Here is a 13,400-nt window from a genome sequence, read left to right as displayed (position 1 = left end):
GCAGTCCGCCCCGCCACCTCGAAAGGTGGCGGGGCGGAGTGTTTCGGGATCGGGTCTGTGCGACCGTCACTTCAGTTCGACCGTCACTTCAGTTCGGCGGACGACTTTCCGAGCAGGCGGCGTGCGACGATCAGCTGCTGGATCTGCTGGGTGCCCTCGAAGATGTCGAGAATCTTCGAGTCGCGGCCCCACTTCTCGAGCAACGGGCGCTGCGAGTAGCCGTAAGTTCCGGCCAACTCGACTGCCTTGAGCGTCACGTCGGTGCCGGTGCGGCCGGCCTTCGCCTTGGACATGGACGCTTCGAGCGAGTTCGGCTTCTTGTTGTCCGCCATCCACGCCGCGCGCAGAGACAGCAGGTACGCGGCCTCCCAGTCGGCTTCCAAACGGATGAACTCGGCTGCAGCTGCATGCTGGTTGTAGACCGGTGTGTCGTAGGAGATCTCGACACCGGCTTCGGTCAGGATGCCGCGCAGTTCTTCGAGAGCCGCGCGTCCGACGCCGACGGCCATGGCTGCAACGAGGGGCCGGGTGTTGTCGAACGTCTGCATGACGCCGGCAAAGCCCTGCTCGACGTTGACCTCCGGGCTGCCGAGGATGTTGTCCGCGGGAATGCGGCAATCCTGGAGCAGGAGTACTGCGGTGTCGGAGGCCTTGATGCCCAGCTTGTGCTCGAGGCGAGCAACGCTCAGGCCCGGTGCGTCACGCGGAACGACGAACGACTTGATGGCCGCTCGGCCCTTCGACTTGTCGACCGACGCCCACACGACGATGTGCGTCGAACGCTCACCGGCGGTGACGAAGATCTTCTCGCCGTTGAGAACCCACTCGTCGCCGTCGAGAACGGCGGTGGTGGTCACTGCGGCGGAGTCGGAACCGAAGCTCGGTTCGGTGATGGCCATCGAGGCCCACACCTTGCCGAAACGTTCGAGCTGTTCGTCGGTGGACACTGCGGCGATCGCGGCGTTGCCGAGCCCCTGGTAGGGGATCGAGAGCATGAGTCCGACGTCGCCCCAAGATGTTTCGAGCGAGTTGAGGAGCGCAGACATGTTGCCGCCGTTGGCGTTGCCACCCTTGGCGCTCGCGTCGGACCGTCCGCCGCTGGCACCGCCGATGTCTCCACCGGAATCGGAGAGGCCTTCGACCATGGCGGCCATGGTGTCGAGCTCGACGGGATACTCGTGCTCAGCGAGATCGTACTTACGTGAAATGGGTCGGAAGATCTGCGCCGCGACCTGATGTGCCTGGTTCGCTGATGCTTTGAGCTTCTTGGGAAGTTCGAGGTTGATCATCGTGGTTCTCCTGGAAGTTCAGCGGCGTCAGATGAGGACGATGCCCTCGGCAACGCCGATGGCACGGAGGTCGCGGTACCAGCGCTCGACCGGGTGTTCCTTGGTGAACCCGTGTCCACCGAGGAGTTGCACACCGTCGAGGCCGATCTGCATGCCCTTCTCGGAAGCCAGCTTCCGGGCCAGAGCGGATTCGCGAGCGAAGGACAAGCCCTGCTCGGCGCGTGAAGCGCCGCGAAGCGTGACCAGACGCAGTCCGTCGAGTTCGATGCCGATGTTGGCGACCATGAAGGCAACCGCCTGGCGGTGGCTGATCGGCTCGCCGAACGCTTCGCGCTCGTTGACGTACGGAATCACGTAGTCGAGAACTGCCTGGCTGGTGCCGACGGCCATGGACGCCCAACCGAGGCGAGCCAGGCGAATCGCGTCGGCGTATTCGGCCTTGCGCTGCTCGGCGTCACCGTCGCCGAGCAGCGCGGACTCCGACACAGCGACGTCGGTGAGGATCAGGCGACCCAGGCCGGCGGCGCGCAGACCCATGCTGGGATCTGCTTCGACGACGAGTCCCTTGGTGTCGGATTCGACGATGAAGAAGGACGGCTTGCCGTCGAGTTCCGCGGCGATGACGAAGAGTTCGGACGTAGCCGCAGCGGGCACCAAGCTCTTGACGCCGTTGAGCTTGTAGCCGCTGGGGGAGCGCACTGCCTTGGTCTGCAGGGCAAACGGATCGAACAGTGCGCGTGGTTCGTTGACCACCACTGCTGCGCCGGGGACCTGCTCGCCGGTGAAGGCCGGAAGGTAGGTCTTCTGCTGCGCGTCGGTGCCCCACTGCGTCAGTGCAACTGCAACACCGCTCGGTGCGAGGATCGGAAGTGCAAGTCCCATGTCTCCGTGCGCAAGTGCCTCGGCAACAAGAGAATTGGTGACTGCGCCGCGATCGGCGGCCGCTCCGTCGAGTTCTTCGGGAACGTTGATCAGCGTGATACCGAGCTCGGCCGCGCGCTTGGAGAGATCGGCGGGGGCCTGAGCTGCGCCGTCGGCGTCGTAGGCCGCGGGACGCAGGATCTCGGCCGCGAACTCACGCACCGTCTCGACGATCATCTTCTGGTCGTCGTCCGGGGTGAGATCGAAGTAGTCGGCGTTCTTGCTCGGGTTGTCGGGCAGGCGCTTGGGTGCACCGTTGCCCGAGACCTTCTGGAACCCTCGAGTGGCGGCACCCAGGGTTTTGAAGCCCGTCTTGGTGCCCTCGTAGGTCACGCGATCGATGGTCTGACGCAGATTGAACTTCTCGGCCAGTTCCGAACCGGTGATCTTGGTAAGCACACGCATGGCTGCGCCCATGGCGTCGCGTTTGATCGGGTTCAGGCCGACGGCGGACGTGTCGCGGGGCGCACCCTTGGCGCCGCCGCGCTGCGCGCCCGATTCGCTGCGCTGAGCGCTCTTGTCGGGGGCAACACTGTCTTGCTTGGTCATGATCACCAGCTGTTTCTCGGTGTTGGGGCGTTGGACGATTTTTATCTTACTCATCAGTAAGGTCTGTTGTCGAGAAACCGCGAAATGATGCGCGTCATAGGCTCGAGGGGTGAGCCGGACAGAGGTGCCAGATCGGATACAGCGATATATGCGCTACGCGCCGTTGGTGGTGGTCCCGTGCCTGTTGATCGCCAGCACGTATCCGGGGGAGTATCGAGTTCCCGTCACCTACTGGATACTGTCGATGCTGTCGGCGCTCGCCTTCGTCGCCGGCCGTCGATGTCCGGTCTTCGCGTCCCTGGCCATCTCGGCGCTCGCCGTTCCGATGTTCGTCGCCGACGCCTGGGGGCTGTCCGAACTTGTTCCGTATCTCGGGGCTGTCGCCGTCGTCGACGTCACGATGCGGGCCGAGCGCAGAGAAATGGTTGCCGTATCGGCAGCAGGATGGTGCGGTTCGGTGCTCGCGGGGATCTGGTTCGAATCTCACGAAGCATTCTTCTCGGTCACCACGGCTGTGAAAGTGCTTGCGTACGTGGGGTTGCCACTGCTGCTCGGACTGTATCTGCGCTCGCAGCGTGAATTGGCCGCGAACAATCTTGCGCAGACCCGCGCTGCGGAGCGCAGTGCGCTCGCCCGCGAACTGCACGACCTGGTTGCACACCACATGGCCTCGATCGTCCTGAGAATCGGCGTGGCTCAACATGTCTTGGCGCCCCAGGACGAGGCCGTGCGTGAGGTCCTCGCGGATGTGCGTGCGACGGCGTCGGACGCGTTGGCCGATATCCGTCGGCTTCTGGTCGCACTTCGTGATCCTTCGCTCGGTGAGGTCGCTCTGGTCGAGCCGGATGCCGTAGACGCGGAAATCGGGGCGGCGATAGATCGTGTGCGTGCGGCGGGTTTCGAGGTGCAGTCGGTCTTCGATACCCAGGAGAATGTCGAGTCAGGCGCAGCCGATCTCGATGCAATCGGGAGGCTGACGTTGTTGCGGGTGATTCAAGAATCACTGACCAACGTCATGAAGCATGGCGACAAGAAGGGGCTGGTATCGGTCTCGGTCGGTCGCGATGACAACCGGGTGCATGTCAGGGTTGTCAACGACGTCGAGGGATCGCCCCGGAATGCAGGTCATGGCCTGGTGGGAATGAAGGAGCGCGCGGAGTTGGTCGGCGGCGAGATGACCGCCGGCACGAACAGTGACGGGAAATGGGAAGTGCACGTGAGTATTCCACTGGTTGTCTCGGGCGGTGTCTCGTGATCAGCGTGCTGATCGTCGACGACCAGCGACTGGTGCGCGCCGGTTTGCGGATGCTGTGCGCTGCAGCCGAGGACATGGCCGTGGCCGGTGAGGCGTCGAACGGCGTCGAGGCGGTAGCACTCGCTGCCGAATTGGATCCCGACGTGATTCTGATGGACTTGAGAATGCCCGGGCTGGACGGGATCGGTGCCACGCAGCAGATCGTCAAGGCCGGTCGTCGAGCGCGCATTCTCGTGTTGACCACCTTCGACGACGACGATCATCTGTATCCCGCACTCGCCGCGGGGGCTTCGGGGTTCTTCGTCAAGGACACCGAACCCGCCGAGTTGCTCGGCGCCATTCGGCGGATCGCCGAGGGCGAGATGGTGTTCACTCCGGAACTTCTCCGCCGCGTTGTGGATCGAGCGGTGATCGGTGGTATCGCAGACACTGCGGTGACAGAGAGCGTTCCGCTGACCGATCGCGAATCGCAGGTCCTCGCACTGGTGGCAGAAGGGAAGAGCAATCAGGAGATCGCGGACACGCTGCATCTGGGTGTGACCACGGTGAAGACGCACGTGGCGAACCTGATGTCGAAGACCGGTTGCGACAATCGGGTTCGCCTCGCTGTGTACTACTTGCAGAACTTTCAGTGACCGGAGTGCGAACCGGGCATCGGCATGTCCATCGGCATGTCCATCTGCATCGGAGCCGCCTTCTGTCCCGGTTCGAGGACGAGGAATTGGCCCATCATCCCTTGGTCCTCGTGCATCAGCAGGTGGCAGTGGAACATGTACGGGAACGTGGGATCGGTGTACTCGGACCACTGCAGTGCGACGCGAACCCTGCTGCCCGGCGGTGTGTAGACGGTGTCCTTGAGTCCGCGCAAGTGCGGCGGGGGAGTGCGACCGTCGACGTCGAGGATCTGGAACTGTACGTCGTGGACATGGAAATTGTGTGGCCAGTTGTCCTTGTTGGTGATCGTCCACACCTCGGTCGCGCCGACCTCGGCCTCGAAGTCGATGCGGTTCATGTCCATTCGTTGCCCGTTGATCATGTACCACTGCAGATCGAAGGTTCGGGAAACGCTAGCCTTCGACGGATCGAGACGCGGTAGTACGGCCAACTGCGCCGGGAGAGTCGACCGTGACGTGCGGCTGGCAACCCCCCGCAGTTCGATGATGTCGAAGCGATCGTTCATGCCGAAGTTCTCGGCGTCGGAGGAACTCACGCCACCGCCGTCCTCGATCGGGAACGACACCAGTGTGGTCGTCGCACCGGGGTCGACGCGAACCACGATCTCGGCTCGTTCACCGGGGCTGAGCTGAATCCGCTTGATCGCAATCGGTGATTCGAGCAGTCCGCCGTCGGTGGCAATCAGATCGAACGTGCGGTCGTCGGGGAACCCCAGGTTGTAGAGACGGCCGGAAGAGCCGTTCAGGATGCGCAACCGGACGACCCCGGTGGTGACGTCGAGGTAGGCGTCGGAGATGCCGTTGGTGACGATCGTGTCGCCGAGCAGGCCGATGTCGGTCGGATCTGATTCGTCGAAGCTGCCGTCGGCGAGGAATCGACGATCCTGGATTATCAGCGGAACATCGTCGACACCATAGGTTTTGGGGATGTCCAGCGCCCGCGTGTCGGCATCGTCGATCAGGAACAGTCCGGCGAGACCGCGCTGCACGTGCCGTTCGGTGGATCCGTGCGGGTGTGGGTGATACCACAGCGTCGACGCCGGCTGACCGATCGTCCACGCCGGTTCCCAGCGTCCGCCGGCTTCGATGGTCTGGTGCGGGCCACCGTCGTATCTTGCGGGCAGATGCATGCCGTGCCAATGGACGGTCGTGGCCTCTGCCAGTGTGTTCTCGATCGTGAATGCGACAGACTCTCCGCGTTCGGCGCGGACGGTGGGCCCCAGAATGGATCCGTTGAAACGCCAAGTGTCGGTGAGTTTTCCCGCGACGATCTCGGTGGTCCCGGCACCGGCACGAAGTGTGAAGTGGCGAACACCTGCGTCGTCGACGGTGGATTCGGCAAGCGGCGGAATCGGTAGCGGACGCGAAGTTCCGGCCACCGCCAACGTGGCGCTCTTCGCTGCCGGGTCGGCGCCGCAGCCCACCGCGAGCCCGAGGGGCGCTGCGGCCAGACCGAACAGAATCGTGCGCCTGGAAATCCGGTTCATCGTTCTCCTGGAAGTAGTGCGTGATCAACTACTTCCAGTCAACGGGCCGAGATGTCGTGCCGAATCCTGCCGACGGGCCTGTCGGAACTCCTCCCTCGGACCCTTGCGGCGGGTGGGATGTTCTGGTATCCGGGCGGTTACCGCAGGCGGGCCAGAACGTCTTCGTGCAGCAGTCCGTTGGTGGCGACCGCGCTGCCGCCGTGCGGACCTGCGCCGCCGTCCAGATCGGTGAACGCGCCGCCGGCCTCACGGACCAATACGTCGAGCGCTGCCAGATCCCACAGGGAAACCTCGGGTTCGGCAGCAATGTCGACGGCGCCTTCGGCCACTAGGCAGTAGGAGAAGAAGTCCCCGTAACCGCGCACGCGCCATACGTGGTCGGTGAGTTCGACGAACTGATCGCGAATTCCGCGGTCCTTCCACCCCGAGAGGCTCGAGAAGCTCAGGCTCGCTGACTCGCTGCGATCGACGGCGGATACCTGGATCGCCCGCGCATCACTGTCCCCGAAGGACGTATGTGCGCCCAAACCTGTTGCAGCCCACCATCGCCGATTCAGGGCGGGTGCGCTCACGACGCCGATAACGGGGACGCCGTCCTCGAGCAAGCTGATCAGCGTGGCCCACACCGGTACGTTGCGGACGAAGTTCTTGGTCCCGTCGATGGGGTCGACCACCCACTGCCTGCCCTCGAAGACTGCGTCGCCGCCGAATTCTTCGCCCAGTACGGAATCCTCCGGTCGGTGCTCACCGAGTGTCGCGCGCACTGCACGCTCGACAGCGAGGTCAGCGTCGGAGACAGGGGTGAGGTCCGGCTTGTCGTCGACTCGAAGATCGAGCGCACCGAAGCGGGCGCGAGTGATCGCGTCAGCCTCGTCGGCGATACGGAGGGCGAGTGCGAGGTCGGATGCGCGATCGGTCACGGGTACACAACCTACCGGCTCAAACGGGGAGGACTTCGTTCAGCTTTCCGGTGGCGACGTCGAAGACGAATCCGCGTAGGGAGGTCGTCGCGGTGACGAACGGACTGTTCTCGATGCGCTTCAACGACTGACGGACGTCCTCGTCGATGTCGGGGAACGATTCGGCAGCCCAGTTGGGTTTGATGCCGATCTCGTCCTGGATGGATCGCTTGAAGTCGTCGTCGGTGAACGTCAGCATTCCGCAGTCGGTGTGGTGGATGAGGATGATCTCGGTAGTTCCCAGCAGACGCTGGCTGATGGCGAGGGATCGGATCTCGTCGTCGGTGACGACTCCACCCGCATTGCGGATGACGTGCGATTCACCTTCCTGGATCCCCAGCACCCGATAGACGTCGATGCGGGCGTCCATGCAGGCGAGAACGGCAACGTGCTTGCTGGGTGGGAGGGGGAGCGGACCGGTGAACTGCTCGGCGTAGGCGGCGTTGTTCTGCAGGTATTCGTCGGTGACAGTCATCACTCCAGTAGGTTCCCTCGGACCCTGGTTGGCAAGGCTTCCAGTCGCGGTGATCCCAATAGGTGACGCACGGGGGAGCGGACAGGGTGACGCACAGCAGAGCCCAGGTCGGCACCCGGTAGCCTTGAGAACCGTGCATCCCGACGTAATTGCAGACCTGAACGCCCTCGACACCACCCTTCGCACCTGCGAATCGGTTGTGGACGTCGAGGAGCTGCGCCGACGCATCGACGAGCTCGAGCACCAGGCGGCCGACCCCGGTCTGTGGAACGACCAGGAACACGCCCAGCAGGTCACCAGCCAGCTCTCCCACGCCCAGGCGGAGCTTCGCCGCATCGTCGCACTGCGCGAGCGGCTCGACGAGATGCCGATCCTCTACGAACTGGCAGAAGACGAAGGCCCCGACGCGGTGGCCGATGCCGACGCCGAGCGGGCGAGCCTGCGTGACGACATCGCGGCGATGGAAGTCAAGACCATGCTGTCGGGCGAGTACGACGAGCGCGACGCACTCATCAACATCCGCTCCGGCGCCGGCGGAATCGACGCCGCAGACTGGGCCGAGATGCTCATGCGTATGTACATCCGCTGGGCGGAGAAGCACGACTACGGCGTCGAGGTCTACGACACGTCGTACGCCGAAGAAGCCGGACTCAAGAGCGCGACGTTCGCGATCAAGGGCCCGTACACCTACGGAACGCTGTCAGTCGAGATGGGCACCCACCGGCTCGTCCGAATCAGCCCGTTCGACAACCAGGGGCGTCGCCAGACGTCGTTCGCCGAGGTCGAGGTCCTGCCGGTCGTCGAGACGACCGACCACATCGAGATCAACGAGAACGACATCCGCGTCGACGTCTACCGCTCGTCCGGTCCGGGTGGTCAGTCCGTGAACACCACTGACTCCGCCGTTCGACTCACACACATCCCGACGGGAATCGTCGTCACCTGTCAGAACGAGAAGTCGCAGCTCCAGAACAAGGTGTCGGCGATGCGCGTCCTGCAGGCCAAGCTGCTCGCGGTCAAGCGTCAGGAAGAGCGCGCCGAGATGGATGCGCTCAAGGGCGACAGCGGCAGCTCGTGGGGCAACCAGATGCGTTCCTACGTTCTGCATCCGTACCAGATGGTCAAGGACCTGCGTACCGAGTACGAGGTCAACAACCCGTCGGCAGTGCTCGACGGCGACATCGACGGGTTCCTCGAGGCCGGCATCCGCTGGCGCATGAGCGAGAACCAGTCCGCATAGCGTTCGGATACCGAAAGGCACGATGACTTTACTTCGACCTGGGCAGAACCTGCTCGATTGGCTTCAAACCACCGGTTTGTCCGTCCTCATGACCGTGCTCGGCGCGATGATTCTCGCCCGGTTGGTCAGTTGGGGCGGCAACAAGGTCACCGACCAGATCGACTCCAACTATCAGTTGGGCGATGCGCTGGTTCGCTCCGAAGCGACCAAGCATCGCCACTCGGTCGCGCAGGTCATCACCTGGGTGGTCATCACGTTCATCTACGTGATCGCGACGCTGAAGGTTCTCGACCAACTGAACTTGCCGATCGGAAGTCTGGTGGCGCCGGCGACTGTGCTCGGTGCGGCGCTCGGTTTCGGTGCACAGCGCGTCGTGCAGGACATTCTTGCCGGTTTCTTCATCATCACCGAACGCCAGTACGGCTTCGGTGACACCGTGCGACTTGCGATCACCGGCTCCTCCGACGACGCCGAAGGTGTCATCGAGGACGTGACCCTGCGCGTGACGCGGATGCGAAACTCCGACGGCGAGGTCATCACCGTTCCCAACGGCCAGATCGTGAAAGCGACCAACCTGTCCAAGGACTGGGCACGCGCCGTCATCGACGTTCCGGTTCCGGCGACTGCCGACCTCACCCGGGTCAACGAGGTACTTCGTCAGGTCGGAGTCGACGCGATGGCTGACCGTGGACTCAAGAAACTGCTGCTCGACGAGCCCACTGTCATGGGCGTCGAAAGCCTCGAGGTCGATCAGGTCAACGTGCGGATGGTTGCGCGCACGCTGCCTGGCAAACAATTCCAGGTCGGGCGAGCACTTCGTGTCCGCGTCGCCGCAGCACTGCGACGTCAGGGGATCACGGTGTCACCGGATCTGCACACCGCACGGACCGAGGAGGCGAGCGAATGACCGATCAGGAACCGCGCCGCGGACTCGACCGCCTGATTCACCTGGACTGGCTTCCGTCACGGATCTTCGGTGGCCGGATGCGCACCTCGACGTTCATTCTCGTGGTCGCCTGGATCCTCACGTATCTGCTGCACACGTACCTCAATCCGGAAGAAACGGCAGCAAACCCGCCGCCGAGCGTCGACACGTCGCAGACCGAGCCGTACGTCGCGCCTTCGGTCAAACAACCGTCGACGACGACCCCCGTGCCGTCCTCGACCGAGCAGACGACCACCTCCGAGGCTCCGTCCTCGGAATCGAGTACGGGCAGCTCCGGTTCTCCGACGCCGACTTCTGGTCCAGCGCCTGCTCCGGGAAACGCCGAACAGTCTGCGACCACAGTGCCGACGACTCCTGCGACGACGACCGTTCCGCAACCTGGCGCGGCAATGCAGGCACCGACGTCGGTGCCACAGTCACCTGCGACCACCGGTACCGGATAAGGACGAGGGTGCTCGCGCGTGGCGCCAAGGTCACCGTTAGATAACGGCTAGACTGGCTAGTTGTGATCAGCATGAAGAATGTGTCGAAGTCCTACAAGGCCTCCACCAGGCCGGCGCTCGACAAAGTCAGCGTGGAGGTGGAGAAGGGGGAGTTCGTCTTCCTCATCGGCCCCTCCGGCTCTGGCAAGTCGACGTTCATGCGGTTGCTGCTCAAGATGGAGTCGCCCACGTCCGGTGACATCGAGGTCGCGGATTTCCACGTCAACAAGTTGGCGGCCCGCCGCGTGCCGAAGCTTCGCCAAAGCATGGGTTGTGTTTTCCAGGACTTCCGCCTGCTTCAGCAGAAGACGGTGTCCGAGAACGTCGCCTTTGCGTTGGAAGTCATCGGCAAACCCCGCAACGTCATCGCGCGCACTGTGCCCGAGGTCCTCGACATGGTCGGTCTGGCCGGCAAAGCCGATCGACTGCCCACCGAACTCTCCGGCGGTGAGCAGCAGCGCGTCGCCATCGCCCGCGCATTCGTGAACCGCCCGCTCGTGCTGCTCGCCGACGAGCCCACCGGCAACCTGGACCCCGAAACGAGCCAGGACATCATGTTGCTGCTCGAGCGGATCAACCGCACAGGCACCACCGTCGTGATGGCGACCCACGATCACCACATCGTCGACTCCATGCGTCGACGCGTCATCGAACTCGATCTCGGCAAGGTGACCAGAGACGAAGCGCGGGGTGTGTACGGCGTCGGCAGGTAGCGCCGACTACGACCACACGTCCCGTACGCCCACCGGTTGTCGTGAAACAACCGGCCTCTCGAAAAGGAATCGGATTCCCCGATGCGCGCCAGCTTTATTTTCAGCGAAGTCCTGACCGGCCTACGCCGCAACATCACGATGACCATCGCCATGATCTTGACGACGGCAATCTCCCTCGGTCTCTTCGGCGGTGGTCTGCTGGTCGTGCAGATGGCAGGCAAGACCCAGCAGATCTTCCTCGAACGCGTCGAGGTGCAGATCTTCCTGACCGACGACATCTCTTCGGCTGATCCCGGTTGCGAGCAGGAGATCTGCAGTTCGTTGCGCAAGGAACTCGAGCAGACTCCGTCCGTCGTCGCGGTTCAGTACCTCAACCGCGAAGACGCCGTGAAGGATGCCACCGAGCGCGTGTTCAAGGACCAGCCCGAGCTGGCAGCGCTGGTGAGCCCGGACAGCTTCCCGGCGTCGTTCAAGGTCAAGCTCAGTGACCCGGAGCGGTTCGGCGTCATCAACGACACCTTCGGTTCGAGGCCCGGCGTCGAGAGTGTGCTCAATCAGCGCGAGTTGGTGGACCGACTGTTCAGCGTGCTCGGTGGAGTGCGCAACGCAGCGTTCGCGATCGCGATCGTCCAGGCGATCGCGGCCATCCTGCTGATCGCCAACATGGTCCAGATCGCCGCGTTCACGCGTCGTACCGAGGTCAACATCATGCGGTTGGTCGGCGCGACGCGGTGGTACACCCAGCTTCCGTTCCTTCTCGAAGCCGTCGTGGCGGCCTTGATCGGTGCGGTGCTCGCCATTGCCGGACTGTTCACGGCGAAGAACGTCTTCATCGACGGGGTCCTGTCCGATGTCTACGAAGCCAACATCGTGGCGCGGATCTCCAACAGTGACGTGCTGTTCGTCTCGCCGATCCTCGTGCTTGCCGGCGTCGGAATGGCCGCGGTGACGGCGTACGTCACACTGCGTCTGTACGTCCGCGAATAATCGGTTTGCACGAGCTTCTATGCTGGAACAGCAAGAACCATTCGACAGCAAGACAGCGGACTGAGAGGCCCGGACAGTGAAGGAAAAGGGCCGCAAGGTCATTGCGACCAATCGCAAAGCACGCCACAACTACACGATCATCGACACCTACGAGGCCGGAATCGCGCTCGTCGGGACCGAGGTCAAGAGTCTGCGTGAAGGCAAGGCGTCGCTCGTCGATGCGTTCGCCACCGTGGACAACGGCGAAGTGTGGTTGCGCTCGTTGCACATTCCGGAGTACACGCAAGGCACGTGGAACAACCACTCACCGCGCCGCACCCGAAAGCTCCTGCTGCACAAGCGTGAGATCGAGCACCTCGTCGGCAAGACCCGCGAGGGAAACCAGACACTGGTTCCGCTGTCGATGTACTTCAACGACGGCAAGGTCAAGGTCGAACTCGCGCTGGCAAAGGGTAAGCAGGACTACGACAAGCGCCAGGACATGGCCAAGCGGACCGCCGAGCGCGAGGTGACCCGCGAGCTCGGTCGTCGTATCAAGGGCATGCGCTGACCTCCATCCTGCTTGCCCTCGTGGCGGCAGTTGCCTACGGAGTCAGCGACTTCGTCGGGGGAGTTGCATCACGACGAGTTGCCGCACTGCGTGTGGTGATCGTCTCGTATCCGCTCTCGCTCGTCATCGTTCTGATCGCAGCACCTTTCGTATCCGGGACGCTGACACTGAATGGTTTGATCTGGGGCGCGATCGCGGGCGTCACGAGTGGTCTGGCGGTGTGGTGGTTCTATCTCGCGCTGGCAACTGGCCCAATGTCGGTGGTCTCGCCGCTGACAGCTGTTCTGGTGGCGGGTATTCCGGTCCTCGTCGGATTCGCTTTCGGTGAGCGGCCGGGGTTGATCGCGTACCTGGGTATTGCCGTCGCGCTGGTCGCCGTCGTCCTGGTCAGCCGCGAGTCGCCTGACGACACCGCGGGTGAGGTTGCCGGCGGAATCACTCTCCGCTTCACCAGGCAAGTGGCGCTTCTGACCGTCGGAAGCGGTGGCGCATTTGCTCTCTCGTTCATCGCACTTCACCAGATCGGCGAGGGCAGCGGGCTGTGGGCGTTGGCCGTATCTCGCGGCGCCGCGACCGTCGTGGTGTGGTTGGTCGCGCTGGCGGCCGGTCACTTCGTTCTCCCACGAGGCGAGCCACTCAAACTCGCGGTGTACGTCAGCGTCCTCGACGTCGTCGCGAACGGGACGATGATCTACGCCTTCCAAGGCGGAATGCTCTCACTGGTCAGCGTGATCGGTTCGCTGTATCCGGCTGCGACGGTTCTGCTCGCCATGGTGATGCTGGGCGAGCGGGTAAGCCGCGTGCAACAAGCGGGAATGCTGTTGGCGCTGGCGGCAGTCGGCATGATTGCCGTCGCGGGCGCCTAGATTCTTT

At 63.5% G+C, this 13,400-nt stretch carries 14 protein-coding genes; 9 read left to right on the top strand and 5 right to left on the bottom strand.

What is annotated here, in order from left to right; all coding sequences use genetic code 11:
* Positions 1 to 83: 83 nt before the first annotated feature.
* Together H7C86_RS04125 and H7C86_RS04120 are read right to left on the bottom strand one after the other, a co-directional pair.
* Positions 84 to 1,289, bottom strand: coding sequence for an acyl-CoA dehydrogenase family protein (locus tag H7C86_RS04125; protein WP_003942363.1), 1,206 nt, complete (start codon positions 1,287 to 1,289; stop codon positions 84 to 86).
* 27 nt (positions 1,290 to 1,316) lie between these two features.
* On the bottom strand, positions 1,317 to 2,765 hold the full coding sequence (locus tag H7C86_RS04120) for an acyl-CoA dehydrogenase family protein (RefSeq protein ID WP_029255064.1): 1,449 nt from the start codon (positions 2,763 to 2,765) through the stop codon (positions 1,317 to 1,319).
* A 142-nt stretch (positions 2,766 to 2,907) separates the two neighbouring features.
* Here H7C86_RS04120 and H7C86_RS04115 point away from each other — a divergent pair, with 142 nt between their 5' ends.
* Both H7C86_RS04115 and H7C86_RS04110 read left to right on the top strand, forming a co-directional pair.
* Complete coding sequence (locus H7C86_RS04115) at positions 2,908 to 4,014, top strand: sensor histidine kinase (RefSeq protein WP_182261168.1); 1,107 nt, start codon at positions 2,908 to 2,910, stop codon at positions 4,012 to 4,014.
* Positions 4,011 to 4,649: a response regulator transcription factor gene (locus tag H7C86_RS04110; protein ID WP_097387524.1), complete on the top strand. Its 639-nt coding sequence runs from the start codon at positions 4,011 to 4,013 to the stop codon at positions 4,647 to 4,649. The genes H7C86_RS04115 and H7C86_RS04110 overlap by 4 nt, the downstream gene beginning before the upstream one ends.
* On the opposite strand, the gene H7C86_RS04105 is transcribed toward H7C86_RS04110, so the two are convergent.
* The 3 genes from H7C86_RS04105 to H7C86_RS04095 all read right to left on the bottom strand — a co-directional run bounded on the left by H7C86_RS04105 (position 4,643) and on the right by H7C86_RS04095 (position 7,609).
* A complete protein-coding gene (locus H7C86_RS04105) occupies positions 4,643 to 6,175 on the bottom strand; it encodes a multicopper oxidase family protein (RefSeq protein WP_182261133.1) in 1,533 nt (510 codons plus the stop codon). The genes H7C86_RS04110 and H7C86_RS04105 overlap by 7 nt on opposite strands.
* A gap of 137 nt (positions 6,176 to 6,312) precedes the next feature.
* On the bottom strand, positions 6,313 to 7,095 hold the full coding sequence (gene hisN / locus H7C86_RS04100; protein WP_019747847.1) for a histidinol-phosphatase: 783 nt from the start codon (positions 7,093 to 7,095) through the stop codon (positions 6,313 to 6,315).
* Positions 7,096 to 7,114: 19 nt separating this feature from the next.
* Positions 7,115 to 7,609 carry a carbonic anhydrase gene (locus tag H7C86_RS04095; RefSeq protein WP_019747848.1) on the bottom strand — a complete coding sequence of 165 codons (495 nt, stop codon included), beginning with the start codon at positions 7,607 to 7,609 and terminating at the stop codon, positions 7,115 to 7,117.
* 133 nt (positions 7,610 to 7,742) lie between these two features.
* On the opposite strand from H7C86_RS04095, the gene prfB reads away from it, so the two are divergent.
* The 7 genes from prfB to H7C86_RS04060 all read left to right on the top strand — a co-directional run bounded on the left by prfB (position 7,743) and on the right by H7C86_RS04060 (position 13,393).
* Entirely contained in the window at positions 7,743 to 8,849 is a 1,107-nt protein-coding gene (gene prfB / locus H7C86_RS04090; protein WP_003942364.1) for a peptide chain release factor 2, read from the top strand.
* A 22-nt stretch (positions 8,850 to 8,871) separates the two neighbouring features.
* Complete coding sequence (locus H7C86_RS04085; protein ID WP_019747849.1) at positions 8,872 to 9,756, top strand: mechanosensitive ion channel family protein; 885 nt, start codon at positions 8,872 to 8,874, stop codon at positions 9,754 to 9,756.
* On the top strand, positions 9,753 to 10,238 hold the full coding sequence (locus tag H7C86_RS04080) for a hypothetical protein (protein ID WP_020907206.1): 486 nt from the start codon (positions 9,753 to 9,755) through the stop codon (positions 10,236 to 10,238). The genes H7C86_RS04085 and H7C86_RS04080 overlap by 4 nt, the downstream gene beginning before the upstream one ends.
* A 71-nt stretch (positions 10,239 to 10,309) precedes the next feature.
* Complete coding sequence (ftsE, locus tag H7C86_RS04075) at positions 10,310 to 10,990, top strand: cell division ATP-binding protein FtsE (RefSeq protein WP_020969258.1); 681 nt, start codon at positions 10,310 to 10,312, stop codon at positions 10,988 to 10,990.
* 81 nt (positions 10,991 to 11,071) lie between these two features.
* Positions 11,072 to 11,977 (top strand): permease-like cell division protein FtsX, encoded by a 906-nt coding sequence (gene ftsX, locus H7C86_RS04070; RefSeq protein ID WP_003942367.1) that lies wholly within the window; start codon positions 11,072 to 11,074, stop codon positions 11,975 to 11,977.
* Between the two features lie 76 nt (positions 11,978 to 12,053).
* Positions 12,054 to 12,527 (top strand): SsrA-binding protein SmpB, encoded by a 474-nt coding sequence (gene smpB / locus H7C86_RS04065; RefSeq protein ID WP_003942330.1) that lies wholly within the window; start codon positions 12,054 to 12,056, stop codon positions 12,525 to 12,527.
* 8 nt (positions 12,528 to 12,535) lie between these two features.
* Positions 12,536 to 13,393 carry a DMT family transporter gene (locus H7C86_RS04060; protein ID WP_075832889.1) on the top strand — a complete coding sequence of 286 codons (858 nt, stop codon included), beginning with the start codon at positions 12,536 to 12,538 and terminating at the stop codon, positions 13,391 to 13,393.
* Positions 13,394 to 13,400: the final 7 nt, after the last annotated feature.

This window comes from Rhodococcus sp. UFZ-B548, assembly GCF_903819475.1.
Classification (GTDB): Bacteria; Actinomycetota; Actinomycetes; order Mycobacteriales; family Mycobacteriaceae; genus Rhodococcus_F; species Rhodococcus_F erythropolis.
The sequence above is the reverse complement of the archived record's forward strand: the minus strand, read 5'-3'. Positions and strand labels throughout refer to the sequence as shown.

Excerpts from the sequence above, each read along its gene's own strand:
- H7C86_RS04125 (WP_003942363.1), bottom strand. The coding sequence starts at position 1,289 with ATGATCAACCTCGAACTTCCCAAGAAGCTCAAAGCATCAGCGAACCAG.
- H7C86_RS04115 (WP_182261168.1), top strand. The coding sequence starts at position 2,908 with ATGCGCTACGCGCCGTTGGTGGTGGTCCCGTGCCTGTTGATCGCCAGC.
- H7C86_RS04105 (WP_182261133.1), bottom strand. The coding sequence starts at position 6,175 with ATGAACCGGATTTCCAGGCGCACGATTCTGTTCGGTCTGGCCGCAGCG.
- H7C86_RS04095 (WP_019747848.1), bottom strand. The coding sequence starts at position 7,609 with ATGACTGTCACCGACGAATACCTGCAGAACAACGCCGCCTACGCCGAG.
- H7C86_RS04085 (WP_019747849.1), top strand. The coding sequence starts at position 8,872 with ATGACTTTACTTCGACCTGGGCAGAACCTGCTCGATTGGCTTCAAACC.
- H7C86_RS04080 (WP_020907206.1), top strand. The coding sequence starts at position 9,753 with ATGACCGATCAGGAACCGCGCCGCGGACTCGACCGCCTGATTCACCTG.
- ftsE (WP_020969258.1), top strand. The coding sequence starts at position 10,310 with ATGAAGAATGTGTCGAAGTCCTACAAGGCCTCCACCAGGCCGGCGCTC.
- ftsX (WP_003942367.1), top strand. The coding sequence starts at position 11,072 with ATGCGCGCCAGCTTTATTTTCAGCGAAGTCCTGACCGGCCTACGCCGC.